The organism is Ornithinimicrobium carbonis, assembly GCF_977012275.1.
Genome location: NZ_OZ348993.1, coordinates 915,017 through 941,527 on the forward strand (window position 1 = coordinate 915,017; position 26,511 = coordinate 941,527).

Annotated in this window: 22 protein-coding genes; 6 read left to right on the forward strand and 16 right to left on the reverse strand. The window is 64.8% G+C overall.

Annotated elements, in window-relative coordinates:
* The first annotated feature begins 149 nt into the window (after window positions 1–149).
* Window positions 150–335 (forward strand): hypothetical protein, encoded by a 186-nt coding sequence (locus ACWHYA_RS04230; RefSeq protein ID WP_425942944.1) that lies wholly within the window; start codon window positions 150–152, stop codon window positions 333–335.
* Window positions 336–418: 83 nt separating this feature from the next.
* Here ACWHYA_RS04230 and ACWHYA_RS04235 read toward each other — a convergent pair whose 3' ends face one another.
* The 6 genes from ACWHYA_RS04235 to rfbB form a co-directional block, all read right to left on the reverse strand.
* Window positions 419–1,009: a CpsD/CapB family tyrosine-protein kinase gene (locus ACWHYA_RS04235; protein ID WP_425942943.1), complete on the reverse strand. Its 591-nt coding sequence runs from the start codon at window positions 1,007–1,009 to the stop codon at window positions 419–421.
* On the reverse strand, window positions 1,006–1,842 hold the full coding sequence (locus tag ACWHYA_RS04240) for a YveK family protein (RefSeq protein WP_425942942.1): 837 nt from the start codon (window positions 1,840–1,842) through the stop codon (window positions 1,006–1,008). The genes ACWHYA_RS04235 and ACWHYA_RS04240 overlap by 4 nt, the downstream gene beginning before the upstream one ends.
* Before the next feature lie 105 nt (window positions 1,843–1,947).
* Window positions 1,948–3,048 carry a glycosyltransferase gene (locus ACWHYA_RS04245; RefSeq protein ID WP_425942941.1) on the reverse strand — a complete coding sequence of 367 codons (1,101 nt, stop codon included), beginning with the start codon at window positions 3,046–3,048 and terminating at the stop codon, window positions 1,948–1,950.
* A 142-nt stretch (window positions 3,049–3,190) separates the two neighbouring features.
* A complete protein-coding gene (gene rfbA, locus ACWHYA_RS04250; RefSeq protein WP_425942940.1) occupies window positions 3,191–4,063 on the reverse strand; it encodes a glucose-1-phosphate thymidylyltransferase RfbA in 873 nt (290 codons plus the stop codon).
* The gene (locus tag ACWHYA_RS04255; RefSeq protein ID WP_425942939.1) at window positions 4,060–5,511 is read right to left on the reverse strand and encodes a sugar nucleotide-binding protein; all 1,452 of its coding nucleotides are present in this window, start codon (window positions 5,509–5,511) and stop codon (window positions 4,060–4,062) included. Before ACWHYA_RS04255 ends, rfbA begins: the two co-directional genes overlap by 4 nt.
* Window positions 5,508–6,518: a dTDP-glucose 4,6-dehydratase gene (gene rfbB, locus ACWHYA_RS04260; RefSeq protein ID WP_425942938.1), complete on the reverse strand. Its 1,011-nt coding sequence runs from the start codon at window positions 6,516–6,518 to the stop codon at window positions 5,508–5,510. Before rfbB ends, ACWHYA_RS04255 begins: the two co-directional genes overlap by 4 nt.
* Window positions 6,519–6,779: 261 nt before the next feature.
* Here rfbB and ACWHYA_RS04265 point away from each other — a divergent pair, with 261 nt between their 5' ends.
* Window positions 6,780–7,817: a glycosyltransferase gene (locus tag ACWHYA_RS04265; RefSeq protein WP_448095639.1), complete on the forward strand. Its 1,038-nt coding sequence runs from the start codon at window positions 6,780–6,782 to the stop codon at window positions 7,815–7,817.
* Between the two features lie 191 nt (window positions 7,818–8,008).
* On the opposite strand, the gene ACWHYA_RS04270 is transcribed toward ACWHYA_RS04265, so the two are convergent.
* Together ACWHYA_RS04270 and ACWHYA_RS04275 are read right to left on the reverse strand one after the other, a co-directional pair.
* The gene (locus ACWHYA_RS04270) at window positions 8,009–8,914 is read right to left on the reverse strand and encodes a glycosyltransferase family A protein (protein ID WP_425942936.1); all 906 of its coding nucleotides are present in this window, start codon (window positions 8,912–8,914) and stop codon (window positions 8,009–8,011) included.
* Window positions 8,915–9,009: 95 nt separating this feature from the next.
* On the reverse strand, window positions 9,010–9,801 hold the full coding sequence (locus ACWHYA_RS04275) for a glycosyltransferase family 4 protein (RefSeq protein ID WP_425942935.1): 792 nt from the start codon (window positions 9,799–9,801) through the stop codon (window positions 9,010–9,012).
* 343 nt (window positions 9,802–10,144) lie between these two features.
* Between ACWHYA_RS04275 and ACWHYA_RS04280 the strand changes: the two genes are divergently transcribed.
* Window positions 10,145–11,374, forward strand: a complete 1,230-nt coding sequence (locus ACWHYA_RS04280; protein ID WP_425942934.1) for a glycosyltransferase family 4 protein — start codon at window positions 10,145–10,147, stop codon at window positions 11,372–11,374.
* On the opposite strand, the gene ACWHYA_RS04285 is transcribed toward ACWHYA_RS04280, so the two are convergent.
* Window positions 11,306–12,196 (reverse strand): hypothetical protein, encoded by an 891-nt coding sequence (locus ACWHYA_RS04285; protein ID WP_448095535.1) that lies wholly within the window; start codon window positions 12,194–12,196, stop codon window positions 11,306–11,308. The genes ACWHYA_RS04280 and ACWHYA_RS04285 overlap by 69 nt on opposite strands.
* Window positions 12,197–12,319: 123 nt before the next feature.
* Between ACWHYA_RS04285 and ACWHYA_RS04290 the strand changes: the two genes are divergently transcribed.
* The gene (locus tag ACWHYA_RS04290) at window positions 12,320–13,543 is read left to right on the forward strand and encodes a glycosyltransferase family 4 protein (RefSeq protein ID WP_425942932.1); all 1,224 of its coding nucleotides are present in this window, start codon (window positions 12,320–12,322) and stop codon (window positions 13,541–13,543) included.
* On the opposite strand, the gene ACWHYA_RS04295 is transcribed toward ACWHYA_RS04290, so the two are convergent.
* From ACWHYA_RS04295 to ACWHYA_RS04305, 3 genes are all read right to left on the reverse strand, one after another.
* Window positions 13,450–14,562 carry an acyltransferase family protein gene (locus ACWHYA_RS04295; RefSeq protein ID WP_425942931.1) on the reverse strand — a complete coding sequence of 371 codons (1,113 nt, stop codon included), beginning with the start codon at window positions 14,560–14,562 and terminating at the stop codon, window positions 13,450–13,452. The genes ACWHYA_RS04290 and ACWHYA_RS04295 overlap by 94 nt on opposite strands.
* Window positions 14,563–15,465: 903 nt before the next feature.
* Entirely contained in the window at window positions 15,466–17,067 is a 1,602-nt protein-coding gene (locus tag ACWHYA_RS04300) for an oligosaccharide flippase family protein (RefSeq protein WP_448095536.1), read from the reverse strand.
* 115 nt (window positions 17,068–17,182) lie between these two features.
* The gene (locus tag ACWHYA_RS04305; protein ID WP_448095537.1) at window positions 17,183–17,830 is read right to left on the reverse strand and encodes a glycosyltransferase family 2 protein; all 648 of its coding nucleotides are present in this window, start codon (window positions 17,828–17,830) and stop codon (window positions 17,183–17,185) included.
* A gap of 1,184 nt (window positions 17,831–19,014) precedes the next feature.
* Here ACWHYA_RS04305 and ACWHYA_RS04310 point away from each other — a divergent pair.
* A complete protein-coding gene (locus ACWHYA_RS04310) occupies window positions 19,015–19,455 on the forward strand; it encodes a hypothetical protein (RefSeq protein ID WP_425942929.1) in 441 nt (146 codons plus the stop codon).
* A gap of 101 nt (window positions 19,456–19,556) precedes the next feature.
* Here ACWHYA_RS04310 and ACWHYA_RS04315 read toward each other — a convergent pair whose 3' ends face one another.
* Entirely contained in the window at window positions 19,557–20,594 is a 1,038-nt protein-coding gene (locus ACWHYA_RS04315; RefSeq protein WP_425942928.1) for a glycosyltransferase, read from the reverse strand.
* The gene (locus tag ACWHYA_RS04320) at window positions 20,591–21,550 is read right to left on the reverse strand and encodes a glycosyltransferase (protein WP_448095538.1); all 960 of its coding nucleotides are present in this window, start codon (window positions 21,548–21,550) and stop codon (window positions 20,591–20,593) included. Before ACWHYA_RS04320 ends, ACWHYA_RS04315 begins: the two co-directional genes overlap by 4 nt.
* A 489-nt stretch (window positions 21,551–22,039) precedes the next feature.
* Between ACWHYA_RS04320 and ACWHYA_RS04325 the strand changes: the two genes are divergently transcribed.
* A complete protein-coding gene (locus ACWHYA_RS04325) occupies window positions 22,040–22,282 on the forward strand; it encodes a hypothetical protein (protein ID WP_448095539.1) in 243 nt (80 codons plus the stop codon).
* A gap of 760 nt (window positions 22,283–23,042) precedes the next feature.
* On the opposite strand, the gene ACWHYA_RS04330 is transcribed toward ACWHYA_RS04325, so the two are convergent.
* Together ACWHYA_RS04330 and ACWHYA_RS04335 are read right to left on the reverse strand one after the other, a co-directional pair.
* Entirely contained in the window at window positions 23,043–24,380 is a 1,338-nt protein-coding gene (locus tag ACWHYA_RS04330) for an O-antigen ligase family protein (RefSeq protein ID WP_448095540.1), read from the reverse strand.
* Complete coding sequence (locus tag ACWHYA_RS04335) at window positions 24,377–26,383, reverse strand: glycosyltransferase (RefSeq protein WP_425942925.1); 2,007 nt, start codon at window positions 26,381–26,383, stop codon at window positions 24,377–24,379. Before ACWHYA_RS04335 ends, ACWHYA_RS04330 begins: the two co-directional genes overlap by 4 nt.
* Window positions 26,384–26,511 lie beyond the last annotated feature (128 nt).

A 26,511-nucleotide genomic window follows, 5' to 3' on the forward strand; every position in this document is an offset into this window, starting at 1 on the left:
CGGTGAGGGTGAAGCCATTTGCGGTAGGAGTGGAGGTGACCCCAGCGCCAAGGGTGAGTGCCGGGGCCGTGCTGCCTGTCCGCACGACGCTGAAGGACAGAGTTGTCGGGGTTTGCGCGTCCACGTTGTCTGTGAAGGTGTAGGAGACGGTGAGCGTGCCGTTCCCCGGTCCAGTGCTCGCGCAGGAAGCCGAAACCCTCAGAATGCAACTGGCGGTGGACGCGCGTGCCGGCTGGCTGGCTGCAATGACAGGGACGGACCAGGCCGCACCCTTAACGAGCGTGCGGCGGCTGGGCTGGGTGGAGGAAGGCAATGGAACCCCGTTCATGTGGTGACTAAAGTGTTTAGGCTGCTCAGAGAGATGCGTGGTCATGGGTAGCACGGTCTGATCTGGGACTCAACTGGAGACACCACCACGTCACGTCCTGGCTCCCGCCCTCCGACGAGAGCGAGCCTGCTGACGAGACCTCGGGGGATGCTCGGACTCAGCCTGAACTGACTGACGGCGGGAGCCGTAGTACTGGTAGTAGGACCCGCTCTTGTCGTGCGCGGTCTTGGTCAGGACGAAGCCGTCGAGCCGGACGTCACTCGTTCGCAGCGTCTTGAGCGCCTCTTGCAGGTGCCGTCGCCGCGTCGCCGTCGAGACGACCACGAGCACACCGCCGGTGAGCCGGCTCATGACGAGCGCGTCAGTGACGGGCAGCACGGGCGGCGAGTCGACAAGGACGAAGTCGAAGTCGCGGAGCAGCCGGTAGAAGAGGTTCTCCATCGCCTTGGACCCCAGCAGTTCGCTCGGGTTGGGTGGGACCTCACCTCCGGAGAGGACGTACATCTGCGAATCGCCCCACCGCTGCAGCACGTCGTCCAACTGCGCCTCACCCGAGAGCACCGACGTCAGACCGGCAGCCCCCTCGAGGCCCAGCTTCTCCGCCACGGTCGGGCGTCGCAGGTCGGCGTCGATGACCAGCACCCGCCGGCCACCCTCGGCCATCGCGAGGGCGAGGTTCACGACCGTGGTCGTCTTCCCCTCCCCTGGAAGTGCGGAGGTGACGACGAATGAGTGCCCTCGTTGCGGGCGACGTCGACGAAGGTCAGGTTGGTGCGCAGCTTGCGCACCGCCTCGGCGTGAGACCCGAACGGGTCGTCGTAGACATAGAGGGCCCGCCCGTCCCCCTTGCCCTCGAGCATGGGTATGGCGCTCAGCACCGGTCGGTCCGAAATTCGCTCGACGTCCTCGGCAGTTCGCAGGCGGGTGTCGAGCGCATGCCCTGCGAGTGCATACGCCAGGCCGAGCATGACCCCGGCCAGGCCGGCGAGCAGCAGGTTGCGGATCGGGTCCGGCTCGACGGGCACCGACGAGCGGGTGGGTGCGTCGACGACCTGGGCCCGCACCTGCGTCCCGCTCTGCGCGAGGGTGGGGGCGTAGCTTCGTGCGTCTTCGGCGAGCTGGCGCGGCACCACCGCGGCCACCTGGGCGGCCCGGTCGGGGCTGTCGCTGCGGACGACGAAGTCGAAGAGCGCGGTGTCGCTACCGGCGGATATCGCCTCCACATGCAAGGGGACAGACTGGTCCAAGCCGAGCTCCTCGCGGACCGGGTCTAGAGTGAGCGGCGATCGGGCGATCCGGGACAGCGTGGCTCGCTCCCCCGAGGGCATCTCGAACAGGTTGCCCGTGCTCTCGCCGTCCTCGCCCGCGGCCGCGAAGTAGATCGTCGTCCGCGACTCGTAGACCCGCGGAGCCTGAGCAGTGACGACAGCGGTTGTCCCGACGACGATCAGCAGGAGCAACACAGCGCCGCGCCACCGGCGCAGCACGGCGATCCACAGATCTTTGACTGTCACGTGCGGGACCGACCCCTGGCCTTGAGTAAATATGGGACACGACACCCTATCGCGCATGGTGACACGCGTCGTCCGATCTGGCTCACCCCCACGGGTGAGATGAGCTCAGCGAGGAGCCGCCCCGACCATCTCGTCGACGATCTCGCGGATCCGTCGACGGAACGACTCCTCGCCGAAGCTGTGCACATGCGCCAGCAGCGCCTCCCTCGACCACTGCTCCCGCGAGGCGGCGTCCACGGCCCCGCTGATCTCCACCGGCGTGCTCCGCTCGAAGAAGACGCCGTTGAGGCCGTCCACCACCGTGTCGAGGTAGCCCCCCGCCCGGAGCGCTACGACGGGCAACCCCCAGGAGTTTGCCTCCAGCGGGGTCAGCCCGAAGTCCTCCCGGCTCGGGGCGACGAGGCCGATGGCGTGGCGATAGGTCCACCGCAACTCCGCATCCGTCAGACCGGAGACCAGCCGCACGTTGTCGGGCAGGTTCGCGAGCAGGGTCTCGCGCTGCGGACCGGCACCCACGACGACGAGGTGCTCCGGTCTCCCGCGGAACGCCTCGACGGCCTGGTGGACGTTCTTGTAGGGCAGCAGCCGGGACACCACGAGCCAGTAGCCCTCGTCGGCCAGGTCTGCGAGCTCTGGGTGGGGCACCTGCTCCCCGTCGGTCTGCAGACCCGGCGGTGGCGGCAGCACCTCGGCATCGATGGAGTAGGCCTCGGCGATCCGTTCCTTGACCACCCGGGAGTTGGCCAGGTAGCGGTCAGCCCGGGAGGCGGCCGCCCTGTCCCAGCGGGTCAGGGCGGGCGTCAGGGCGGACAGACCGGTCCTGACCAACCGGCTCGCGTCGTCACCGAGGTACTCGTCGCGCTGGTAGAGCCACCGTGCCGGGTTGTGGCAGTAGACGAGGAGCTTTCCCGTAGCCCGGAACCCGTGCGCCCACCCGCTGCTGGAGGCGATGGTCACGTCGGCGTCGATGCGGGTGGCGCTGACCGCCGGCGCCAGTGCCGGGAGCGCCCGCCGGTGGTCGGCGGCCAGACCGGGTATGCGGTTCAGCGGGCTGGCCAGGACGTTCCGCTGGGCGAACTCGGGATAGGTGCCCTCAGGGTAGGAGAGGGTGGTGTAGACCGGCGCCTCCGGAAACTCCCGGCTCAGGGCCAGCACGACCCGTTCCGCCCCGCCCTGCTGGGTGAGGTAGTCGTGGGCGATCGCCACGGGAACCCGCCGCCTCTTCACCATCCCGCTCTCGCCCCTGCCTGCAGACCCCGACCCACCCCACCGTAGCCGATGCCCCACCAGGTATGCCGTGCCGCTGCCCGTCGTCGACCCGCGCCGGTCAGGGGCGGGGGCCCCTCCGTCAGGCCTGCTCCTGGCCGACGAGCCCCTCGAGATAGATGCCGTAGCCGGACTTCCGGAGGGGTTCGGCGCGTTGCAGGAGTTCGGTGTCGGTGAGCCATCCTTGGCGCCAGCCGACCTCTTCGGGGCAGCCGATCTTCATGCCCTGGCGGGCTTCGAGGGTGCGGACGTAGTTGGCGGCGTCGTTGAGGGAGTCGAAGGTGCCGGTGTCCAACCAGGCGGTGCCCCGGGGCAGGACCTCCACGTGCAGCTGCCCGGCGTCCAGGTAGGTACGGTTGAGGTCGGTGATCTCCAGCTCCCCCCGTGCCGAGGGGGTCAGCTGCCGTGCGTGGTCGACGACGGTCTCGTCGTAGAAGTACAGGCCCGGCACGGCATACCTCGATCTTGGTTCGGCGGGTTTCTCCTCAAGGGAGACCGCCACCCCGTCCTTGTCGAACTCGACGACGCCGTAGGCGGTGGGGTCGGCGACCTGGTAGGCGAACACCCCCGCCCCGGACAGGTCCGCGAACCTGCGCAACCGGGTGCCCAGGCCGGGCCCGTAGAAGATGTTGTCACCCAGCACCAGGGCGCTGGGGCCACCGGTGACGTGGTCGGCGCCGATGAGGAACGCCTGCGCCAGCCCGTCCGGGGAGGCCTGCACCGCGTAGGTGAGGTTGATCCCGAACCGGGACCCGTCACCCAGGAGCCGGGTGAACTGGTCGGCCTCGTGCGGGGTGGTGATGACCAGCACGTCCCGGATCCCCGCGAGCATGAGCGTGGACAGCGGGTAGTAGATCATCGGCTTGTCATAGACCGGCACCAGCTGCTTGGACACCCCCAGGGTGATCGGGTGCAACCGCGACCCCGTCCCCCCGGCCAGGATGATCCCCTTCATGGCTTCGTCCTTCCGTGCAGGTATGCCGCCAGACCGGCCAGCTGGTCCGTGGGCTGAAACCCTGTCTGCTGGATCCTGGTCAGGTCCATCACCGACCGGGCCGGGCGGGGCGCGACCGGACCGGTCGCACCGGCGGTGTACTGGTCGGTGGTGACCGGGGTGACCCGGTCCGGGTCGTGCCCGGTCAGCTCGAACACGCCCTTCGCGAGGTCCGCCCACGAGGCCGGGTCACCGGTACTGGTCACGTCATACGTCCCGTACGGGGCCCCGGTGTCGAGCAGGTGGGTGGTCGCGGCGGCCAGGTCGGTGGTGAACGTGAGCCGCCCGACCTGATCGTCCACCACGCGCGGGTCGATCCCCCGCTCGGCGAGGTCGGCCATCGTGGACACGAAATTCTTACCCTCGCCGACCACCCAGGAGGTGCGGACCAGGTAGTGCCGTGGGGCCACGGACACGGCCAGGTCGCCGGCGGCCTTGGACGCGCCGTACACGCTGGTGGGGCACAGCGGGTCGTCCTCGGCGTAGACGTCTTTGGTGCCGTCGAAGACGTAGTCGGACGAGTAGTGCACCAACCTGAACCCGTGGACGATCGCGGCGCGGGCCAGGGCCGCGACCCCGGTGGCGTTGGCCGCCCACGCCGACCTGCGGCCGTCTGGTGTCTCGGCCTGGTCGACGGCCGTGTACGCGGCGGCGTTGACGACCACGTCGACGCCGGTGAAGTCGAACGCCTCCACCGCCCCCGGTTCGGCCAGGTCCAGGTCCTCCCGGCCCAGTCCGTCGGCGTCGGGCAGGGCGGCGAGCAGGGCACGGCCCAGCTGACCGCCGGCGCCCAGCACCACCACCCGCCCTGACGTCCTGCCCCGTGGCTGCTGCTGGGGGATGGGGGTGACCTGCTCCAGCGGAGGGTGGGCCCGGTCCTTGTCCGAGACGACGGCGTTCGCCAAGGGGATGGGCCAGTCGATGGCCACGGTGGGGTCGGCCAGGTTGAGCATCGTGTAGGTCGCCTCGGGGGACCAGTGGTCGTTGACCAGGTAGGAGTACACCGCCCCCTCGGTCAGGGTCTGGTAGGAGTTGCCCACCCCCTCCGGCACGAACACCGCCACACCCTCGTCCAGCTCGCACGTGAACGAGGTCCCGAACGTCGGCCCTTCGCGCAGGTCCACCCACGCGCCGAACACCCGCCCCGCGACCACGGAGACCAGCTTGTCCCAGGGTTCGGCGTGCACCCCCCGGGTCACCCCCGCCGGCCCGTTGGCGGCGACCGAGTGCTGCACGGGCGCGAAGTCGGGCAGGCCGGCGGCGACCATCTTGGCCCGCTGCCAGTTCTCCTTGAACCACCCCCGAGCATCGGCGTGCACGACCAGGTCCACCACCAACAAGCCGGGGATGGGCGTGACCCGCACCCCCGGACCAGACGGCGCGGTCCGGCTGTTCGGCACCTGGGTCATTGGCCCTGGGTGGCGTAGGCGGCCTCGACCGCGGCCTTCTTCGGACCCCACCAGTCCTCGTGGGCGGCGTACCAGTCGATCGTGCGCGCCAACCCCTCCTCGAAGGACGTGAACCGCGGGACCCACCCCAGCTGCGTGCGCAGCTTGGTCGGGTCGATCGCATACCGCAGGTCGTGCCCCGGCCGGTCGGCCACGTGGTCGAAGTCCTCCGGGTCCCGCCCCATCAGCTCCAGCACCAGCCGCACCACCTCCAGGTTGGACTTCTCCCCGTCCGCACCGACCAGGTACGTCTCCCCCACCGTGCCCTTCTCCAGGATCGTCAGGACCGCGCTGGAGTGGTCGTCGGCGTGGATCCAGTCCCGCACGTTGGCCCCCGACCCGTACAGCTTCACCCGACCCCCGGCCAGCAGGTTCGTCACCTGCCGGGGGATGAACTTCTCCACATGCTGCCACGGCCCGTAGTTGTTCGAACAGTTGGACAACGTGGCCGCCACCCCGAACGAGCGCACCCACGCTCGCACCAGGTGGTCCGCCGACGCCTTCGACGCCGAGTACGGCGAGGAGGGCCGGTACGCGGTGGTCTCCGTGAACCGGGCCGGGTCGTCCAGCGCAAGGTCCCCGTACACCTCGTCCGTACTCACGTGGTGGAACCGCACCCCGTGCCGGCGGACCGCCTCCAACAAGGTGAACGTGCCGGTGATGTTCGTGCGGATGAACGGGGAGGGGTCGTTCAACGAGTTGTCGTTGTGCGACTCCGCCGCGAAATGCACCACCGCGTCGTCCTCGCCGGTCAGGCCCCCCACCAGTCGGTCGACCAGGGCCGCGTCGGTGATGTCCCCCACCACCAACTCCACCCGGTCCTGCGGCAGGCCCGCCAGCGCCTCCCGGGACGCCGCATACGTCAAGGCATCGAGCACCACCACTCGGGCGTCCGTGTGCTCCACCACATGGTGCACGAAGTTCGACCCGATGAACCCAGCTCCACCAGTGACGAGAAGATCACCCATACTCCCCACACTAGCTACCGCCAGACTGCTAGGCGACGGCCACCCTGCGACTGCGTCCGCGGGAGGCGGCCCGTTTGGAGGGCCATTTTACGAGGCGCCGCAGTCCCGCTGAAGCACATCTCCCCGCCCAGGGGAGCGCTCCCCGAGGCTCGCGTCTGGCTAGTAGAGGCCAGTAGCAAGGCCTCTGTGAACTTGACCGCCGAGCGCCCGATCATCAATCCTGTTCTTATGGACGAAATCGGGCGGGTCCCCCGCGCATCCATGCGCGGCCGGCCCCGAGTTGCCGTAGCCCTAACAACGTACAGTGGCCGCCCGCATCTGGCCGAGCAGTTACAGTCGATCGCTAGTCAAATTCTCCCGCCCGACGTGGTCCATGTTTCTGATGATCGTTCCAAGGATGGAACTTGGGATTTGCTACAGCGCTCGGCAGGTAGACAATCTTTTCCAGTTCACCTACATCGCAACTCCCGGAACATGGGCGTGGTTGCAAACATGGAGAAACTCCTGCCTAGAGCGGCGGCCTCTGGAGAAATCGTAGTACTGTGCGACCAGGACGACAGGTGGGACCCGCAGAAATTGGCCGCGGTGGTTCGGGCATTCCAGAAAGGGTCCACGACGTTGTGGGTCGGTAACGCGCACCTCATTGACGAGAAGGGCAAGCGCTACCCATCAGTGAGTCTGTGGTCGGGAGTCCACCTCGTCAGCAGCGACCTCCTGGGCGAGGATGGCCTACTCCACGAACTGGGTCTACGCAGGCTGGTCCTCGGCCAGACTGTCACGGGGGCAGCCATGGCCATCCGCTCCGATGTCGTCTCTGCAGCCCTACCGTTTCCCCCAAACCTGCATGAGGCCTTCCTTCACGACGGTTGGCTAGCCGTGTTTGCCGCGCTCACTGGTGATATCGTTATGGAACCTCGCCACCTGACCGAGTACCGCCAGCATGAGCGACAGTTCACCGCGATGTCCCTCGTCGTAGGGAGTCGTGAGGGGCACCGTCCAAGGGAACGCGCCGACCGCGACACCACGATCAGGGCCGAGACGGCCCGCCTCGACCTCGTCCTGAATGCGGTGGCTGCAACTGACTCGCAAAGCTTCCGGGCCGACAGAGTTGAGCACCTCCAGAGTCTAAGAAATTTTCTCGTCATGCGGCGGCGCCCCACGTTTGCATCAGTGTTCCATCACTTCGCCAAGGGCGACTACCGGCGCTTCGCAAATAGTGCACGCACCTTTATACTGGATTTGCTTCGGGCGTTCCGACGGCCGACAAGTCTGCGGCTGCACACTGGCAGGGTAGCGTAGGCGCCTTTCCAAGTTGCGGTGGAGGTGGACGTGTGAAACTACGAACGGGGTGGTTGTTGGGGGAGCCAGTCAACACCCCTCCCGCCCAGCGCAAGGGACTAGGCAGATCAGGTATCACCTATGCGTGCAGCACCCTTGTACCGCGACTAGCCCGTCCGTGACCCCTTCTCGTGCCCCATGCCTTACCCAAGCTAGTCTTGCCGCTGTCGCCACGCGCCACCGTCGTTCCCAATTCTACGCCGCACAGTTCCCCAAATCGCCCTAGGGACCGACGTTGGATCCATTCGCCCAGCGTTCGCGAGGTGCCTGACACTACCCGCAAAGTCACGACGGTGCAGCGCTTCGCGGGAGGCGTCGACGCCCTTAGACGCATACAATCTATCCGCCTTTCGGCGTCCCCGTCTGACTAGGGAGGCGGTGGCCTGAGAGGTGTTTCGACGGAAGACCCTGTCCGACTCCGCCTCGGCCCGCACATAGTCGCCGGACGCGTTCCCCCCGTGAACGTGGTAGCGCACCAGGGGACCGTTGACAGCAACCGCGGGTCCATATAGTCGCAGAAGTTTGAGCACTAGGTCCCAGTCCTGCTGTTGTGCCATCGTGAGGTCGTGGCCACCGACGGTCACGTAGCGATCGCGGCGCACCAAGATGGAAGACAAACAGACGTAGCATCGTCCCGCCAGATTGTCCTCGTAGCTGACCGGAGCTGGGGTGGACGCGTCTTGCTCACGGTCCGCCAAGACCCACGTGAAGCCCGTGTGCACGAACCCGGCGTCGGGATGCTCAGTCTGAGCGACTATCTGGCGGGCGAGCTTGTCCGGGGCGGCCCACTCGTCGTCCTGATCGAGAAAGGCGATGTACTCAGCATCAGTCATAGCCACGCCAAGGTTTCGGGCGGCCGAGACACCTCTGTTGGGCGTCCTAACCAACGTCACTCTTGGGTCATCGAGGCCCGGCGTATCGGTGATGTCCTGAGCCGACCCATCGTCGACTACGACCACGTCGAGATCTACATCCCTCTGCGCGAGGACGCTGCCGAGCGACCGCGTCAGATGGGCACCCGGATTGAACGCCGGGATGATTGCGGTGACCTTCCCCATGCGCGGCACCCTAGCGCCAGATCACTTGGCTGCCTCACGCGTGCAGCGCCCACACCAGCGGGCCTTCAACATCGATGCTCTTGCCAGGCCTCAGGTCATCGCGCCACTGAGTCCCATACTTGAGCATGGCGGCGCGCACTGCGCTCCCAAGTGAACTCCGCCGCACGTCTCCGTCCCTTGGCGACCAGAGCCGAGATCACAGCTCCTCCAACCGCTACGTGCTCCATCCCCTCGGCCAAAGCCGGGCCGGTTGGGTCGACGAGCGTGCCAGCGTCGCCAACGACGTCTGGAAGCGAGCTGCGGTTGCTGGAGAGCAAAGGCACCCGGGCCGCCATCGCCTCCAAAGCTGGCAGTCCAAAGCCTTCGTAGAGGGAGGGGACCACGACGGCGGCAGCGCCGGCAACGAGCCCCGGCATGAGCGGGTCCGGCAGCCGACCGAGGTGGACGACCCTGGGCAGGCCCGCGAAGAGAGCGGCGCGTACCGGGTTTCGGGGACCGGCGAGGGCCAGTGAGTGTTCCGGTAGACGATCGTGGACCAACCGCCAAGCCTCTGCCAGACCCGGGAGGTTCTTCCGGGCGGCCGACCCGCCGGCGTACAGCAGGTAGGGCTGCTGCAATCCGACCTTGGTGAGCTGTTTTGCACTGAGCGGAACGGCTGCGAAGTACTCTTCGCCGACGCCGTTGGGGATGACCACAGCGTCCTTGAGCCCGAACAGCCGCTCGGCCTCCCCGGCGGTGAAGTCCGAGACACAGATGACTGCGTCGGCGGCTCGCAACTCGGCCGCTGCCGCCGCTACGGGGTCGGACTCGTCCTCGAACTCCCACGCCACCACGTCATGCAGCGTGATGACGTCTGGACCCGCCGGCGGCGGCAGGATCAGATCCATCCGGTGCACGACGGCGGACCGGGGCCACACCATCTGGCCCAGCAGCCGACGCTCCCGCTCGGAAGCGGTGAATAGGCGCCCCATTGGCAGGCGCCGGTTGCCAGGGAGATCAGACCGCAGTGACCGGGCTACGAGCGAGCGGACCGTCCACGGCTGGGGGCTCTCCGCTGCAAGAGCCTGCTGGGCGCGGTCAATGATGGCCGCCTGGTATGCCTGGGCACCCATGGGGGTCGAGGTCGCGGTGGTCGCGATGGCCAGCTCGGGCAAGACTCTCCTCCTCGGCAACTTCCTGAGAGGCTAGCGTGCGGGGTGGGCTTGACCCACACCGACCAGAGGAGGGCCGATGGACCCGAGCAGGATGAGGATCGCGCTCGTCTCGAGTTCCTATCACCCGCATTTCGGCGGCGTCGAGGAGCACGTGCGCCACGTCTCCAAGGAACTGCTGGCGCGTGGGCACGCTGTCGAGGTGTGGACAGTCGACCGGGGAGATGGGCTGCGGGACGAGGTGGTGGACGGATGCCGGGTGCGCTACCTCCCCACACCGTTGCCGGCGCGATCGGTGCGGGCCTTGGGCTCGTTGGCCCTGCGGGCTCCCAGAGCTCTGGCGAGGTGGATCAGCGCCTACGTAACTTTCCGTCCCGACGTGATCAACGTGCAGTGCTTCGGCCCGAACGGCCCCTATGGTCTGGCGCTGGCCACGATGACTCGCAGTCCCTTGGTGGTGTCATCGCATGGGGAAACCATCATGGACGAACACTCGATCTACGATCGATCAGCACTCCTTCGCGTCTCACTGCGCCGCGCTATCCGTTCGGGAGTCGTCACGGCCTGTTCGGATTTCGTTGCGGACGACCTGCGAAACCGATTTGGCGCTCGCGATGTGGGAGTCGTCCCGAACGGTGTCACTCCTCGTCGCGCAATCCCAGACACATGCTCCCCAAGCGGTGAGAGCGGACAGCAACCCGTGCTGATGGGGGCGGGTAGGCTCGTCGCGCAGAAAGGCTTTGATGTCCTCCTTCGTGCGGCCGCGCAGTCGCGGTTCGAACCCACAGTCTGGATCGTCGGGGAGGGAAGCGCGCGGAGCGGTCTTGAGCAACTGGCCGAGTCGCTCTTCATCTCGCACCGCGTCCACTTCCTCGGTCGTCGGACGGCCTCAGAAGTGCAGGGCCTTATGGCCAGAGCCGACGCGGTCGTCGTCCCGAGCCGGGTCGAGCCCTTCGGGATCGTCGTCCTGGAGGCCTGGGCGGCTGGCACGCCTGTGCTCGCCACATGCCGTGGCGGACCGGCCGGGTTCGTGACGGACGGGGGGGACGGACTGCTGATCGATCCCGAGGATGTGACAGCCACGGCGCATCGGATCGATCAGGTCCTGGCTGACCCTGCCCTGGCGGAGCGCCTCCGAACTGAGGGACTCTCGACCGTCTCCGCATATACGTGGGAGCGGGTGACCGATCTCTATTGCTGGGTCTACCGCACAGTCCTGCACCCCAACGGGGCCAGCCCGTCATCTGATCCTTTGACCGTCAACGCGCCGTTCGGGACGAACGCGGGAGATCCGGAGGATAGCGCTTGAAGCGCGGGCCGAAAGCGGAGGGAAGACGATCGAGCACGGTCCAGCCAAACTGCCAAAGCGCCCTGATGCGCATATCGTCCCATCGAGAACCCCCCGTCCGGGCCAGCACCCCTGGGGGCTGGTGTTGGTGTCGTAGTGGACATCTGCTGCTGTTGCACGGAACAGACCGGCAGCGCGCTGGTAACTCTCCATACGAAACTCGAAGGTGTAAGGATGCGGCGCGTGACGGACAACTGCCGCCGGCGCGAAGGTGCGGAACTGCGCACCAATCAGTCGCTGTCGCTCGACGAGGAAGACGTGATCGCTAAACCCCCAGTTGTAGATGTATCGACCTCTCCGCTCAGCGGCCTCCCGCTCCAGTACGGGCTCCCATTCAGTGCGTGCCGGTCGGTGCAGTGACACGTGGAACACCCTCGGATCGGCCTGCATCAGGTCGATGGCAGGCTCGATCCAGTTCTGCGGGTCGACGAGACGTGACTCTGCGTCCCACCCCAGCAACCATCGTGTGGACAGAACGTGCGGCATGACCAACCCGAAGTCGACGAGATATGGCCGCTTCCCCAACTGGCGCCGCCCAATCCCCGCTGTCGCGAGGGCGCTGTCGATGTGGTCCGCGACGAACGCGAAGGACGTGATCTCCCCGCGTCGCACGAGGTTCTCCGCACGTTCCGCGGCGTCCCCCCGGGAGTCGACGTTGTTGATGAGCACGACAACCTCATCCATCTGATGCCGCTGTGAGGAGACGATGCCAGCGACGTAGCCGGGCGAGAGCACGTCCCGGTAGGTACGTTCGTACACGTTGGTGACAAACCCCACAGACACCGCTCACCCTCCGTCCGACGCTCGTGGCTGCAAAACTACACTCGACACCTGGCTGTCATTGCCCCTACCACCAGGAGCGCCGCCGTCGTGTGTACGTCCGAGCAGACTCAGCCCCATCTGCGGGTGCTGCTGATCTCTCCCGTGGCCGCCCTGGATCCTCCGTCCGGCGACGTGACGTATACCGAGCAGCTGGTGCGCACCCCCCCGCCCGGCGTGGCGTACACCACCTACGACGAGGCCATCGCACAGGGAGACCTGACGGAACTAGGGACGCGGGAGTCGTTGAGGGCGGCATCTGGCCCCGACCTCGTCCTGCAGGCCGGCGTCGCGCTGGCTCGCAAACTTGAGCGTCTCGTGCGCAGGTCGGGTCTGGCATACCGAGAACCGATCCGCATCTTTCGTGTCAATCCGCAGCGATTCGATCTCGTTCACGTGCACGTCTTCCACCACCGGTTCCTGGGCGCACACCCACCTGTCGTGGCGAGCGCAGGCGGACCGCTGAGGTGGGTCTACGCCGACGCGTGGGGGTGGGGGCGAACTCGCGTGGCCATGGCGGAAGGAATTGACCACGCCCTGGGCTGGCTATGGGGTGCGACGATGTGCGCGGCTCGGCTCGGTCGCGCAGACCTCTTCATCAGCCCCAGCGAGTACCTGCGGACCTGGCTGCAGGAGCGGGGTTGGCCGAGCGCTCGCATCGCCGTCCAACCCAACTACCTCTCCCTGGGACGGGCCAGTGAGGCACGGGATGAGGCGCCACGCACGATCGGTTTCGTCGCTCGGGACTTCGCGGCGAAGGGCGGAATGATCGTGCTCGAGGCCTTTGCGGCCCTTCGGCAGCGCCATCCCACGCTCCGTCTGATCATTGTGGGCTCCCCGGCCCGGCTCTCCGAATCCGAGCAGCACCGGACCGGCATCCGCTGGTTCTCGCAGGTGGCCCGCTCACAACTGTTAGAAGAGATCCTGCCGTCTATCGACCTGCTGGCCTATCCCTCGGGCTTTGACACCGGTGTGCCCTACAGCGCGATGGAGGCAATCTCGCAGGGCATACCTGCGGTGGTGTCCGACTACCGCTCCCTACCAGACCTCGTTGGAGACGGTGCCGGCCTCGTGAGCCGGCCAGACGCAGCATCCGTCTCGACTGCGATCGAGAAGTTGCTCGCCCCCGCGACCTACGCCACCGCCTCGGCAGCTGCGGCACAGCGATTCCATCAGAAGTTCTCGGCCGTCACACAGGCACCGCGATTGCGCAAGCTCTACGAGGCCGCTCTGGTCGGGGTTTCGGCCTCGGCGATCCCACCCCGGAAGCGGCCTTTCATGCGCAGGAAGGGGACCTCGACCCATCGATAGGAGCCCCATGCCACAAGGATGGTCAGCCCTAGGGCAACGATGAGATCGACGACCAGGGGCGCATCCACCCCGAGTCGCTCGAAGGTCCCAGGGACCAGCGGCGAGAGGATGATCGGAAAGTGGTAGAGGTACAGCCCATAGGCTCGCTTGCCCACCCATGTGAAGACGGGCAGGCTGAGCGCCCGCGCGCCCATGGAGTCGGGCGTACCGACGAAGCCGAGGATGACGACCACCGACAGGAGCGCAGGTAGCCCCAGTGGCCCGCGTGAGAGCGCCGTTGGCAGATGGATGGGGGCTAGCACGACGACGGCGAGCAGCAGGAGGCCCCAAGACCCGAGCGCGCCCCATCTGTCGCCCTTGACGAGCGTGCGCCGCCAGTGCAGCAGGACGCCGACGACGCTGCCGATCATCATCGTCAACCCCCGCCAGTACATACCGGACAGGGTGCCCGGCAGAAGTCCCGGGATCACCATCAGGGCCAAGGCCACCAACCCCGCAATGGCAACCCAGCGCCACCAGCCGCCACGCAGGAGACCCAGCAGCACGACCGGCCAATAGAGGTAGTAGTGCTCCTCCAACGACAAGGTCCAGGTGTGGGAGAGAAGGCCTGAGTCCACGCCGAGCGCGATCGTCACGTGCGACATGTAGACGAGTGCGGAGGCAACTCCTGGCAGCGCCTCCCTGAGCTCCCCGTCCAACCACGCCAGGAGGAGGACGCCCATGGCTGCCATGATTAAGGCTGGGTCGAGCCGAAGGATCCGACGCATGTAGAAGTGCCGGAGCGAGACACGCCCCGTCGTGGCTCGCTCCCGCAGAAGCAGCGAGGTGATCAGGAAGCCGCTGAGGACGAAGAAGATGTCTACGCCCGCGAAGCCGTTCGGGGAGACCGTCGGAAGCGCGTGAAAGATGAGCACCGCAACGACCGCCAGCCCTCGGAGACCATCGAGGGCGGCCCAGTGCGGAGCCACCTGAGACTGAGACACCCCACCACCGTCACTCGCAGTCGTCGCGCCCGTCACTCCGGAAGGTTACCCTGTGCGCACAACGCCTAGAGCCAAGCGCGACACGGCAGGGAGGTCCGATGAACGAGTTGGTCGATTTCGTTGTCAACGTCTACGAGCGCACATACCGGAAAGTGCTTGCGCCAGGGTGGTTTAAGACAACGCAAGCCCCCCTACGTTTCCCCTTCGCACGAACCGTCGTTCTTATCAACAACACCGATGACCCGAACGACGCTCGACGAAGATCTGAAGCTTTGCTGAGCTCGGGTGAGATCGACGAGGCCCACTTCGTCTCAGATCAGATAGATGCCTCGCTGCAAACACTTGGGCTACGCCAGAAACACCTGGGCGCCGTTCCCCATTTCTCTGATTGCGCCTTCGTCGCCCTGACCGTTTCGGGCAGCCCCTGGTTACTGTATTGGGACGCCGATCTGGTTCAAGTTGCCGGGGGCAACTGGATCACGCCCGCGCTCCACTTGCTGCAGCACGACCCCGCTGTGGCGGTAGCCAGTCCTGCTTGGCACCCTGAGCTCCCTCAACAAGAGGCCACCAGAGTGACGTCCGATTTCGCGATCGGATACGGCTTCAGTGACTTGGCCTTTCTTTGCCATCGCGAGACATTCATTGGACAGAATTGGACCAAGCCCAGCGTCCCCGCCTCCTACCGGTATCCGCTCGCGCCCGTGACCCCAGTCTTTGAACAACGCGTCGACTCGTGGATGAGGCGTAACAGGCAGATGCGGGCAACATATCTACATGCTCGTGTCGAGCACCGGGCTAGCGAGGGGGACAACTACCCCCAGAGCTGGCCCCTCACGGTCAGGACCAAGAGTCGCATCCAGCGCCGGCTTCTTCAGGCCACATGCCGGCTAGCGCCATCGGATCCCCGCTTTAATCCTCACCCGCGGTCCTCGACGACCCTTACCTAGATCGCTGAGGACCGGCCTCGCGTAGGTCCTGAGCGTGCGAGACCAAGCGAAGCGACATGGCAAGAGGCCGTCCCAGACGGCTGCCCCCTTGCCTCGAGATGACTTGAGCATCACCGGACGTCAGGCCGCTGCGGAACACCCATAGACTTGCCACGAACAACGCGGACGCGATAGCCCCCACCCCGGCCGCAAGTCCCAAGACGCCCAGTAGTGACTCCACGTTCCATGCCATCATGAGGGTACGCGCTAGCGCGTACCCCGCGATCCCCGCAACGGATGAAAGAAGAACCGGCGTCGCGGCCAGGATTAACTGGACAAAGCCAACCCCGAAACTCATTCGCTCGAAAATCACGAAGAACACAAGACGCCCCACTGTGATGGCCAATTTTGCCCAAACCGCACCCCAGGCGCCGAACGACGGGATCAGGAGTATGCCGATGGCCACCCCGAAAAGTAGTGTGGACGCATTCATTGCCAGCAAACTCTTGCCCCGCAATCGCGCAGAGGTGAAGGCCTCCATTGGAGCAGTCAGCAAATTTATTCCGGCCACTACCGCTAGCGCAAGAACCAAGGCGCGGGCGCCCGCATAAGCCTCACCGTAGATGGCCGGGACGAGAAGAGCTAACACGGGCGCCCCCCCGGCGAGAACAAGTCCCCCAATGGTGCTCGTCGTACGCAGTGTGCGACCAAAAGCCGGACCGACGGCAACCGGCTCCACTTCCCGCAAGCCAGACACGGCTGGGATCAAGGGGTTCAAGAGTGCCTGCGCGGGTGCGAAGAGATGTCCCGCCAAGCCGAACGCCAGTGCGTATAGGCCAAGCTGAGTAGAGTCGGACAGGATCTCCAGCAGAACGGTTTCGGATCGAGAGGCTGCAAGGGCAGCGATTATCCCCGACGCTGAGGCGGGTAGTGCAAACGACCAGAATCGACGGGGCAGGGCAAAGGGCCACCGCGGTGAGATCGCCGCCTTCCGGTAGTCCCTACTTATCAGCCATAAAGCAACAAAGGCGAGCACACCCCCGACGACGGTACGTGCCGCCCATACCCTCTCTGCGCTAGGGGCAACAACCAGGACCAGAATAGCGGAAAGTTGCATGAGCAGGGCCGTCAACATCGCCAAGCGCGCCCCCGCAGCAGTTCTATTCTCTAGCGTCAAACCAGCGGGACCCCCAGCTGAAAACGCGGGAAGCCAAACACCGAAAAACAGGGCTACCACCATAAGGGTCAGCGGCAGGTCGACAAACAGGATTACCGTGGCGGTCAAGAACGGTGCGACTATCATTAGACGGAAACCCTGGTTTCTCGCCAGAAGATCCTGCACTTCTCGGCGTCGTCCCGCTGCGTGCGCCTTGGCACCGAATTGGGTTAGCGCGGACCCAACCCCCGAGGAAACAATACTTGATGCGATAGCTATGACGGCAGTCAAGAGAGCCAATCGCCCGTAATCAGCGACACCGAGGACCCGCGCCAGAGCGACGTTAACTGCGAATGCCAAAGGAAGGGAGACAAGGGTATGCAGCAGAGTCCAAGCCGCCCCCGACACCGCCCGTTGCTGGAGGTCTCGTGGGCTCAGAGGGCTTGCTGCGGTCATCATCGAGGGAAGACTATACCCACACTCGGGCGAGTCGACTCGATTCTAGGGTTCCGCGTTGGTCTGGCCTACGGGTGCTGCACACCCCGCGCTTAAGCTAGTACTATTCACATATCGGTCACCCAGAGGGTCTATGGATCTTTGTCGTCCGATTGAGAAGCCAGTAGATGGGATGGTATCGCCGATAGTTTCTTTCAATCTGGCTGTGATTTTCCAAGTACCGACGGTGGTCTTCGGCAGCCAGGCCCATGAAACGTTCCTCTGAGTTCACCGTCTCGGACATTTTCGTTGTGATTCTACCGCCATGCAGGTGAAGATTGAGGCGCCAGTCTTGGCGATAGAACAACCAGTCGTCCCCTCCCCAGATTAACAAGTCGTCTGGAACGTGAACATACGATGCCTTACGCATGGCCATCCACACGCCGTACCCAGTCGTGCGCACGCGCGCAGGGGTGAACCAGAGCATGCCCGTGCGGCCGCTATTCAAAGCCTTTTCTGCGGGCCCGACGATACCGACGAATGGCAACGTTAGGACGTGGTGAGCCCACTCGAGCATACCTTCGGAGAAATCGATATCGTCATTACTAAGCAGGAGAAGATCGTGGTGGGCTGACTCAACGCCGAGATTCCAGGCCGGGTTCACATAGATGTTGTCGTCTTGCTGCAGCACTCGCACCTTGGGCGACTGGAACACCAGGCTTTGTGGCGCATTATTGATAATGATCACGTCTCCAACGAGATTGCTCCCGCAGTACTTCTCGACCAACGGCCTAAGTTGCGGAGACCGCTGTAACGTGGGGATGACGACGGAGAACTTTCGATTACTCGACCCGGAACCCGGGTTGTGAAGTTGAAACACAGCCAAACCTCCTTGCAGGCATGTTCTTTCGAGCCGGGGAGGAGTCCTTAGGTTCTCTGTACGGCACAACTCCCGCCCAGCACACCCTAGCTAGTCCCTTCAGGCACTGCGTACCGCTTCAGCGGGTGTCGAAAGCTGAAGTTCCCGGGCGTGGTGGCGTGGGATCTACCCGCCTATCACCCCCAGCGGCCCGGATCCAAACTGCCGATAGCGACGTGCATCCACGCGAACACGGCGGCGGCGCCACGTTGTGCTGCGGACATCACGCAGGCCCTGCCGCCCCTTCGTTGCAAGGGCTCGGCTGACGCTTCAGTGAAGCCCGTGACCGACGCCTTGGGGTACGTCTACCCCGCATGCTCGCTCCGTTCGACCGCCACTGGCGTCCTCGGCACGACTTGCGTGGGATAGTTGGTGTCAGCTCAACTCCGTCTCGCTTCTGCGGCCGCCACTCGCTACCAGCGATGTCGGATCCGCCGCACTGTAACCTGTGACGGGTGAAGCCGTCGCTGCGCTCGCTCCTGCGCGGGCTCGTCAGTAGGCTCGGCGCTGCCTGCCCCCGCCTTGGTTTTCGCCAGACACGCCGGGCGGGGGCCAGCTTGATGGTCCTAGCCAGTCCCCCCGCTTTTGTCGAGGCCTACTACAGGTATTGCCAGCGCGGAATTCTAGACGCCTTGTCGCAGCACCAAACGAGTCTCGGGGGCGGAAGGCCATGGCTTGTGTTACTGGAGCATCTAAGCGCGCCACCCAGACAAGCACCGGTCGTGTTGCTACAGCTGGAGCACACTTTAGTGTTGCCGGGAGGGAGAGACGCAGAAGGAGCCGTGGAAGGCAGTGTGGACGCCCCTGGCGGGCATGAAAAGTATCTAGCGCGCCTCGTTGGAGGCGACGCTTCCTACGCGCGCGCCAGTAGCGTCATTGATTACTCTGCACCCAATATCCAGAATATCTTGAGGTCCTCTCTCGCAGCGTCCTATGCAGGTCGCGCGCATTACGTTGCTCCACTTCTCACCACTGCTCGCGGCGCATTGGGCAAGCGGTCGCACGTAGTGGTAGCTACGATGCACGGGAGTCCTGATAGCGGCCGGCGAGGGATGGTCAAGGAGCAGTTGCGGGCCATGGGCATTGACGTGATAAACATTAGCAACGTCTGGGCAGACTATGAAGAGCATTTTGATCAGATCGCCGTTCTCTTAAATGTGCACCAGACACCTCATCACCATTCTCTCGAAGAACTACGGGTATTGCCAGCCATCTTGCGTGAGGTTGTCGTTGTGTCGGAGGAGTTCCCTCTGCAGCATGAGCTCGTGTATGGAGATGTCGTACTGACAAGTGCCCTCGGAGAATTGGCCGCGACAGTAAGGAGGACCGTTCAATCCTACGAGGACGTTTGGGACGCACTCTACGGCGACGACCGCGCTCGGCGGATCGAGGATGAACTCGTCCGCGCGAACTCCCGAGCTTTCTCGGCGATCGCCAAGGACCTGCAAGGCCAGGCCACGAGGGCGGCGACGGCCAGGCCGCCGTTCCAATAAACGACGGATGTGAGACGTAGGAGGCTCTGCATGCTTTCGTTCTTGGGTGTTCCTAATTGGGCGGATTGCATTGTCGCCACCACCGACCGGCCCATTTCAGGTTATTGGCTCAATGCCTGGAGGACCTCATCCGTCCTTTTCAACATCACCTCGTCAGCGTAAGCACGCGCACGATTCAGCGACCACGTACTGACTTCGGAATAGTCCGCCAGTGCAGTTCTTACGCATTCTGCCAAGTCCAGAGGATCGCCAGGTCTGTAAAGAAGTCTGTAGGATGACGCCAGAATCTCTTTCGGCCCGCCTAGGTTTGTAGCGACGACCGGTAACCCAGCAGCTAAGCCCTGTATAACGACCTGACCAAACGGCTCGGGAAGGATGGAGCTATGTATCAAAATATCGTGATTATTCAGCAGGTCTGTCACGTCAGGCACATGTCCAAGCAGACTCACGCCCGGGCTATTCTTGGCCAAGGTCTGTAGATGGCGCAGATACCGACGCTCCCCAAAGAGAGCGCCGCCGGCTATAGTGAGCAAGGCGTCGATCCCCATCCCGTGAAGTTCGCCGAGTGCATGAATAGCTACGTCAGGAGCTTTCCAAGGAGCGATCCGCCCCAAATACAATAGGCGAATTGGTGCTTCGGGAGGCGTGCGTGGACGAGGTGGGTCATGCACAGTTATTCCGGACATGCTGTGTACCACGGTGATCGCGTTCTCGTTCACTCCTAACGCTTGCCGAATCGAAGCGGAGGTATAGTGTGAATTGGCTAGGTAGTGAGTGATCTTCTGCCGCGTTACATGTTTTGTGAGCGTGCGGGCTAACTCCGACATCGCACCGTCCGCAAGGCCATCTCGCACCCAGTACACTAGCCGAGTCCCGCGCGGGAGCACGGTTGCGCAGAGGAATGCCGCACGCATGGAGTTGGCGACAACCAGCTTCTCACCCCGGATGGCTCTGGCCAGACCGCGGAGACCGCTGACCTCCACCACGTCGGCACTGAGCCCTGCCCAGACACCCTGACCCTCCAGCGTCACCAGCCGCACCGGAAGGGTCGTCGCCTCCAGGTATCGCCGCAGGGCGAGCTCGCCGCCGCCCGGCTTGTTCGTGTGGGAGACGAAGGTGACGTGCTGCTGCCCGTTCACGGGTGCCCCGCCCGCACTCGCGCTATGACGTCCGCCATCTCCACGACCCTCTGTGACCAGGTCGGTATGTCCTGGGGGATCTCGGGCGACCAGGGTGCCGGTCGCACCATGGCCGCAGCGACGGCCTCCGGAAAGTTGTCGGTTTCGACGGTGGTGACGAGAGGGTCGGTGCTGTCCTCGAACCCTGGCACCCGCGTGGACACCACCGGGCGTCGCGCCGCCCGGTACTCGTACGCCTTGATGGGGTCGAGGGACGCGGTGAAGTCGGTCAGGACGTGCGGCACGATGAGGACGTCGGCGTGCTGCAGGTATGCCGGCACCGTGCTGCTGGGGCGATGGCCGAGGACGCGCACACCGGCGGCCTGCAGGCGCGCGAGGTCGTCACGCGGAAGAGGGGCAGGGCCGACGAGCACCACAGTGCCATCGACGGCCCGACCCAGGTGGAGAGCTGTCCTGACGAGCAGGCCTACATCGACGCGGTCACGGTGTGCCGTGCCGAGATAGAGCGCGACAGGCCCCTCACCCACGTCTGCCGGTCGAGGCTGCCGTGATCGGTAGGGCTCGACGTCGACGGCGTTGGGGATCAGCACCACGTCCCGATGCTGGGACTTCGTCCGCACCAAACCCTCGGAGCAGACCACGACCTCTCGGCAGTCGGCGAAGAGTGAGGTCTCCTGCCGCCGGAGACGGGCCAACTCGGGCTCGGGGCGGTCCGCGACCAGCCAGTCGTCGGTGATGTCGTAGAGGGCGGGCCAACCGGACGCCGCCAGCACCTCCCAGCCACCGGGGTCGTTCACCCAGAGCACGGGGTCCCTCAGGTCGAGGCGCTGCGCGGTCCGCACCACGGTGCGGGCACGCCGGCGGTCCCCCGCAGGATCGACCCGGCGAGGGAGCGTCTTCTGAGGTCGGAGTGCCCACAGCCTGCCCTCGGCGCCCTCGAGATCGACGCTGCGCATCCCCGTGGACGTGGGTCGTCTCCGGCTCCGCAGATCATGCAGGACGTCGACCGGGGGCTCGACGAAGAGGGCACGCCGGACCTGTCCCTCCCGGAGCAGCCCGGCCAGTTGGGGGGGGGGGGGGGGGGGGGGGGGGGGGGGGGGGGGGGTGGGGGGGGGGGGGGGGTGGTGGGGGGGGGGGGGTGGGGAGGAATGGGGGGGGGGTGGGGGGGGGGGGGGTGGGGGGGGGGGGGGGGGGGAGGGGGGTTGTTTTTGTTGGGGGGTGTTGTATTGAGGGCGAAGAATATAAGAAAAATGGAGAATGGTGTGATATTAATGGAGGAAATGAAATGTAGAAGGGTGTAAAGAGAAGAAAAGAAAAGAAGGGAAGGTTGGGAAGAAGAGGAGAGAAAGGGGAGGGAAAAAATGTAAGGGAAAGGATGAATAGGAAAAGAGATATGAATAAAATGAGAAAAAGAAGAGGATAAGAAATTAAAAAAGGGTTAGGGGGTGAAGGAATGGGGAGAGGGAAAGAAGGGGGAGAGGGGAGAAGGGAGAATAGGGGAATTCATTAAAGGAAATGGGAGGAGGAGTAAAAGGAAGATGGGAAAATGGAAAGAGTGGAGGGATGGGGAATGTATATGGGGAAGTATAATTGTAATGGAGTTAGGGGATATAGTTTTTGAAGGTGGTTGGGGGAGAAGGGAGATTGAAAATGGAGGAGAGAGGAGAGGGATTGGAGGGAAGGATTAGAGGAAAGGAAATATATAATAAGAGGTGGGATAATTAAGGTAAGTATAAGAGGGAATTTGAAAGATGGGAGTGGGGAAGAGGAAGAGGAGAAGGAGGTGAAGAGGGATAGGGGTATTTTAATAGGGTGGAGTATGAGAAGGCAGGGGGGGAATATAATAGAGTAAAAGGGTTATTATGGGGGGGGTGGATAATGAAAAAGGGGGAAAAAGAAAGGGGGAGAATGAGAGAAGGGAGTATGATGATGAGGTGTTAGTGAGGAGGAATAAAGGGGTTAAAATGATGAGGGGTAGGTAATAAAAGGTAAATGATTGGAATGTGAAAGAGAGAAGGAGTTTGGGAGGGGGGGATTTAATAGGAGGAAAGGGGAGGGTGGGAAAGAGGGGGAGGATGGAGAAGGAGGAGAAGAGAATGATGGAAATGTGTGGGGATGGGGTAAGTGGTGAATAGTAGGGGGGGGAGATAGTTGAAGGGGAAAGGGGGGATTGAGGAAGAAAGGGTGGGGAGAAGGGGTTATAAGAGTGGATGCAATAACGCTATTGGACGCTTGGGTAGGGAGAGGAGGGGGTGGGAGTGTGGGGTAAATGGGAAGAGGGGGAGGTGTGGAAGGGGGAGAGGAGGGATGTGACACCCCACAGGAGAAATCAACCCATTGGTCCAGAAACGTGCGCGCACTGCTAATAGTAATGGGTGTACCAGGATCGAGCTTGGCTGATGGGCGAGGAAGCGGGAAGTGTAAGTACGATACACCGCCGAGGCTAGGTCAGCAGTGCAAGGACCGACTATCACCGTGTGTCCCAAAGGCTCCTCTAGTGGCCTCGGGCATAGGCTCCTGGCTTTGTGGAGCGGCGAAGACCCCAGCAGCACACCGAAGAGCAAGAAAGGGCGCAGAGACGGAAGAAGGACACCCAATGATCCACTGCCCCTGTGCCTGCCCCGAGAGTCCGAGGGCCAGGGCCAACGTGCCAAACGCGGGGTCGGCTCTATACAGGACAGTGATTGCACCGACCCAGAGCACCAGGAAGCCAAACAGACCGACCAGACCGGCTGAGGCCAGCACCTCAAGAAAGGCGTTAGGTGGCTGGAAGAACCCAGGAGCGTCCGCCTGAGTCCAGTAACGCAGCCCATGCCCGAACCATGGTGCCTCGAGCCAGATGCGGACGGACTCGGCATACCACTCCAGTCGCTGGAACCAAGAGTTGTGCTCGTTCCCCGAGGCGATCTGGTCTCGTGCCATGGTGAGCACCAGATAAAGGATCGGCGCCACCACGATGAGGGCGACGACGCCACGGCGCCGTTCAGAGTGCCGACGAAAAGACACCACGAGTAGTCCGACGGCCAATCCGACGAGTGCCTGACGAGACTGCGTGACGGCCAGCGCGGTGACCACGACGACCAGAGCGGGCACGGCCCAGCGCTTCGTCCACCCCAGCCAGGTCGGGCGGGCGTAGAGGATCAGCGCGGCGATCCCCATCAGGTTGCCCATGAAGTTCTTGTGCATGCTCCAAGGCCAGCTTGGATACACCTCGCTGAAGTTGCCTTGCGCGTATCGCAGCAGCCCTTCGGCGATGGTCGGAAGGGCGAGGGCCACGCACGCCAGAAGGAAGAGCGATACTCCCAGACGAGCCTGCCCCGTCGCTCCCACAGCCCACCCGACGACTAGCGCGCCAGAGACGAGCAGCCACGCGTGGAACCACTCCACGCCATTGGCGACGAAGGGGTTGGCGATCACTGTGAAGAGAGTGGCGGCCTGGTAGATCGCGTTGAGCCAGAGGAGCTTGCGCAGCTCAGGACTGAAGGGACGAGGCGCGAAGAAGACCGCAGGCCAGAAGGCGAGTGCCAAAATCCAGTCGGCGATGGTCATGTCCACAGGTCCCGCACCGAAGCGGAGAACGACCACGATGAGGGGCATGGCCAGAAGGGGCAGCAGAACGGGCTGGGTGAGCGCCACGACTGCGACGAGCAGGAGCACCACTCCGCCGACGACGAGGAGGGGCATGTCCGGAATGGCGTACCCCACCAGGACAGCGAGCGCGGTCGCTGCACCGGCGAGCAGCACCAGTGCTGGCCCCCGGAACCGATCCCAACGTTCCGGGGTCATGCCGCCACTTCCACAGCGTCGGTGTTTCGAGGTCGCAAGAAACGGGCGGACTCGGCAGTGCGCGGGCCGCGGATCAGCAACTCTGCCCGCCATCGGGCGCGCTGTCCACGAACTCCTCGCAGCACCACCGAACGGGCCACCGCCCCGATCAACTGACCCACCCTCGCGTAGTGCCAGCCTGCGGCACCGAAGTGCTTTCGGAAGTACCGCTCCTGCCCGGCGTGGAAGTGAACTTCCCGACGTTGCAGGTCAGTCGAGGTGGCAGCGCCGACATGCACCGCGGTCACCTCGGGCACGAGTCGGTGGTGCCAGCCCATGAGGGAGGCGCGCTTGGCCCAGTCGGTCTCTTCGGCGTAGAGGAAGAAGTCGTCGTCGAATCCGCCGACCTGCTCCAGTGCCTCGGCCCGAAGCAGCAGCACTGACCCGATGACGTAGTCCTCGTGCCGGTCGTTGAGTCGGCCCAGGCCCTTGGCCTCGATCCAGGACCGCACCGGGGTGGGGAAGGGCCAGGCAACGCGGGCCGGTCGCCCGTCAGCGTCGACCTGGGAAGGCGCGACGCTGGCAATATCCGGGTCCGCGCGCAGGGCTCGGTGGAGCTGGCGAACGCCGTCGGCGTCGACGATCGCGTCGGGGTTGAGCAGGAGCACGTCGGCGCCGGGTGTCTGGCGGTGGGCAAGGGCGTGGTTCACTCCTGCGGCGAAGCCGCCGTTCCACCCTGGGGCGAGGTAGCGCACGCCCAGCTCGGCCGACAGTTCGCGGATCTCTGGCAGGGAGGAGTTGTCGACGACGGTGACCGTCAGGTCACGGACGGGCTCCAGCGCGGAGCGCAGCAGCGCGGGCGAGCCGTAGGCGACCACGACAACCTCAGGCTCGGTCGTGTCCGCGACCTCGCTGCGGGCCGAGTGCGTCATCCGGTGGTAGACCTCGTCGTAGCACTGGGCCACCTGCTCCCATGAGCACTCCTGGGCCAGCTCCAGACCCGCCTGACGCAAGCGCTGCCACAGTCCGGGCTCACGGGCTGCGCGCAGCAGCGCCTCTCCCAGTGCGACCGAATCACCCTCGGGCACCAGCAGTCCGGCCTCCCCGACGACATCCGGCAACGCCCCGCTGTCGCTCGCCACGACCGGCACCCCGGCGGCCATCGCCTCGACGACGACCCGGCCGAACTGCTCGACCCACCCCGGCGTGGTCAGCGACGGCACCGCCAGCACATCCATCTCCTGCAGCAACCGAGGGAGCTCCTCCTGGGTCGCGGTGCCGGCGAAGCGCACCCGCTCACGCAGCCCGGGCTCGTCGGCGAACTGCCGCAGCTCATGCTCCTGCGGACCGGCGCCCACCACGGTCAGCTCCAGCCCGGGGTGGGCGGCCACGGCATCGAGAAGCACGTCGACCCCCTTGTGGGAGGCGAGACGCCCGACATACCCGACCTGCACCGGAGCGTCTGCAGCCGGGGGCTGCCGGTCGGCCGGGGAGAACCGCTCGGCGTCGACCCCCAGGGGGACGATGTCGGGCACGCCGGGGAAGCCCTTGCGTCGGCAGATCTCCCCCGCCTCGGTGTTGCAGACGATAACGGCGCGCGCGTGCCGCAGCGCCCAACGCTCCCACCAGCGGAAGGGGACGGGGTAGCGCTTGTCGATGTTCTGCGCGGAGTAGAGTGCGTAGGGAGCGGGATTGCGGCGCAGGGCACGCAGGACCAGCGCTTCGAGGGTCGCGACCGCGAAGGGCTCCTCGTGCAGATCGATCACGTCCCAGCGCCGACCCAGCGCCCGCCACAGCGGCCGCGGGTCGTAGGCGAAGAGGGCGGGGTGGGTGCCGACGGTCGCCACCGGCTTGACCGAACCGCCGGGCTCGGACGGGTCGGGAGTGAGGGTGGCGACCGAGCCGCCCTCGTTCCAGCGCGCGGCGGACAGCAGCGTGACGTCGTGCCCCTGTCGGCGAAGCTCCCCCTCGCGAGCCCGCCACGCGGTCACGACCCCGCTGTGGAAGACCCGCAGGACGCGCATACCGACCAGCCTACTTCGCGGATTGAGTCCGCATAGCGCTCGGTCACAAGTCGCGGCAGTCGTTTGGTGGGGCCTAGGCGTCCGGGGCGGAGTAATCTCTGGTTGACGAACGTAAGGCCTGAGTTTGG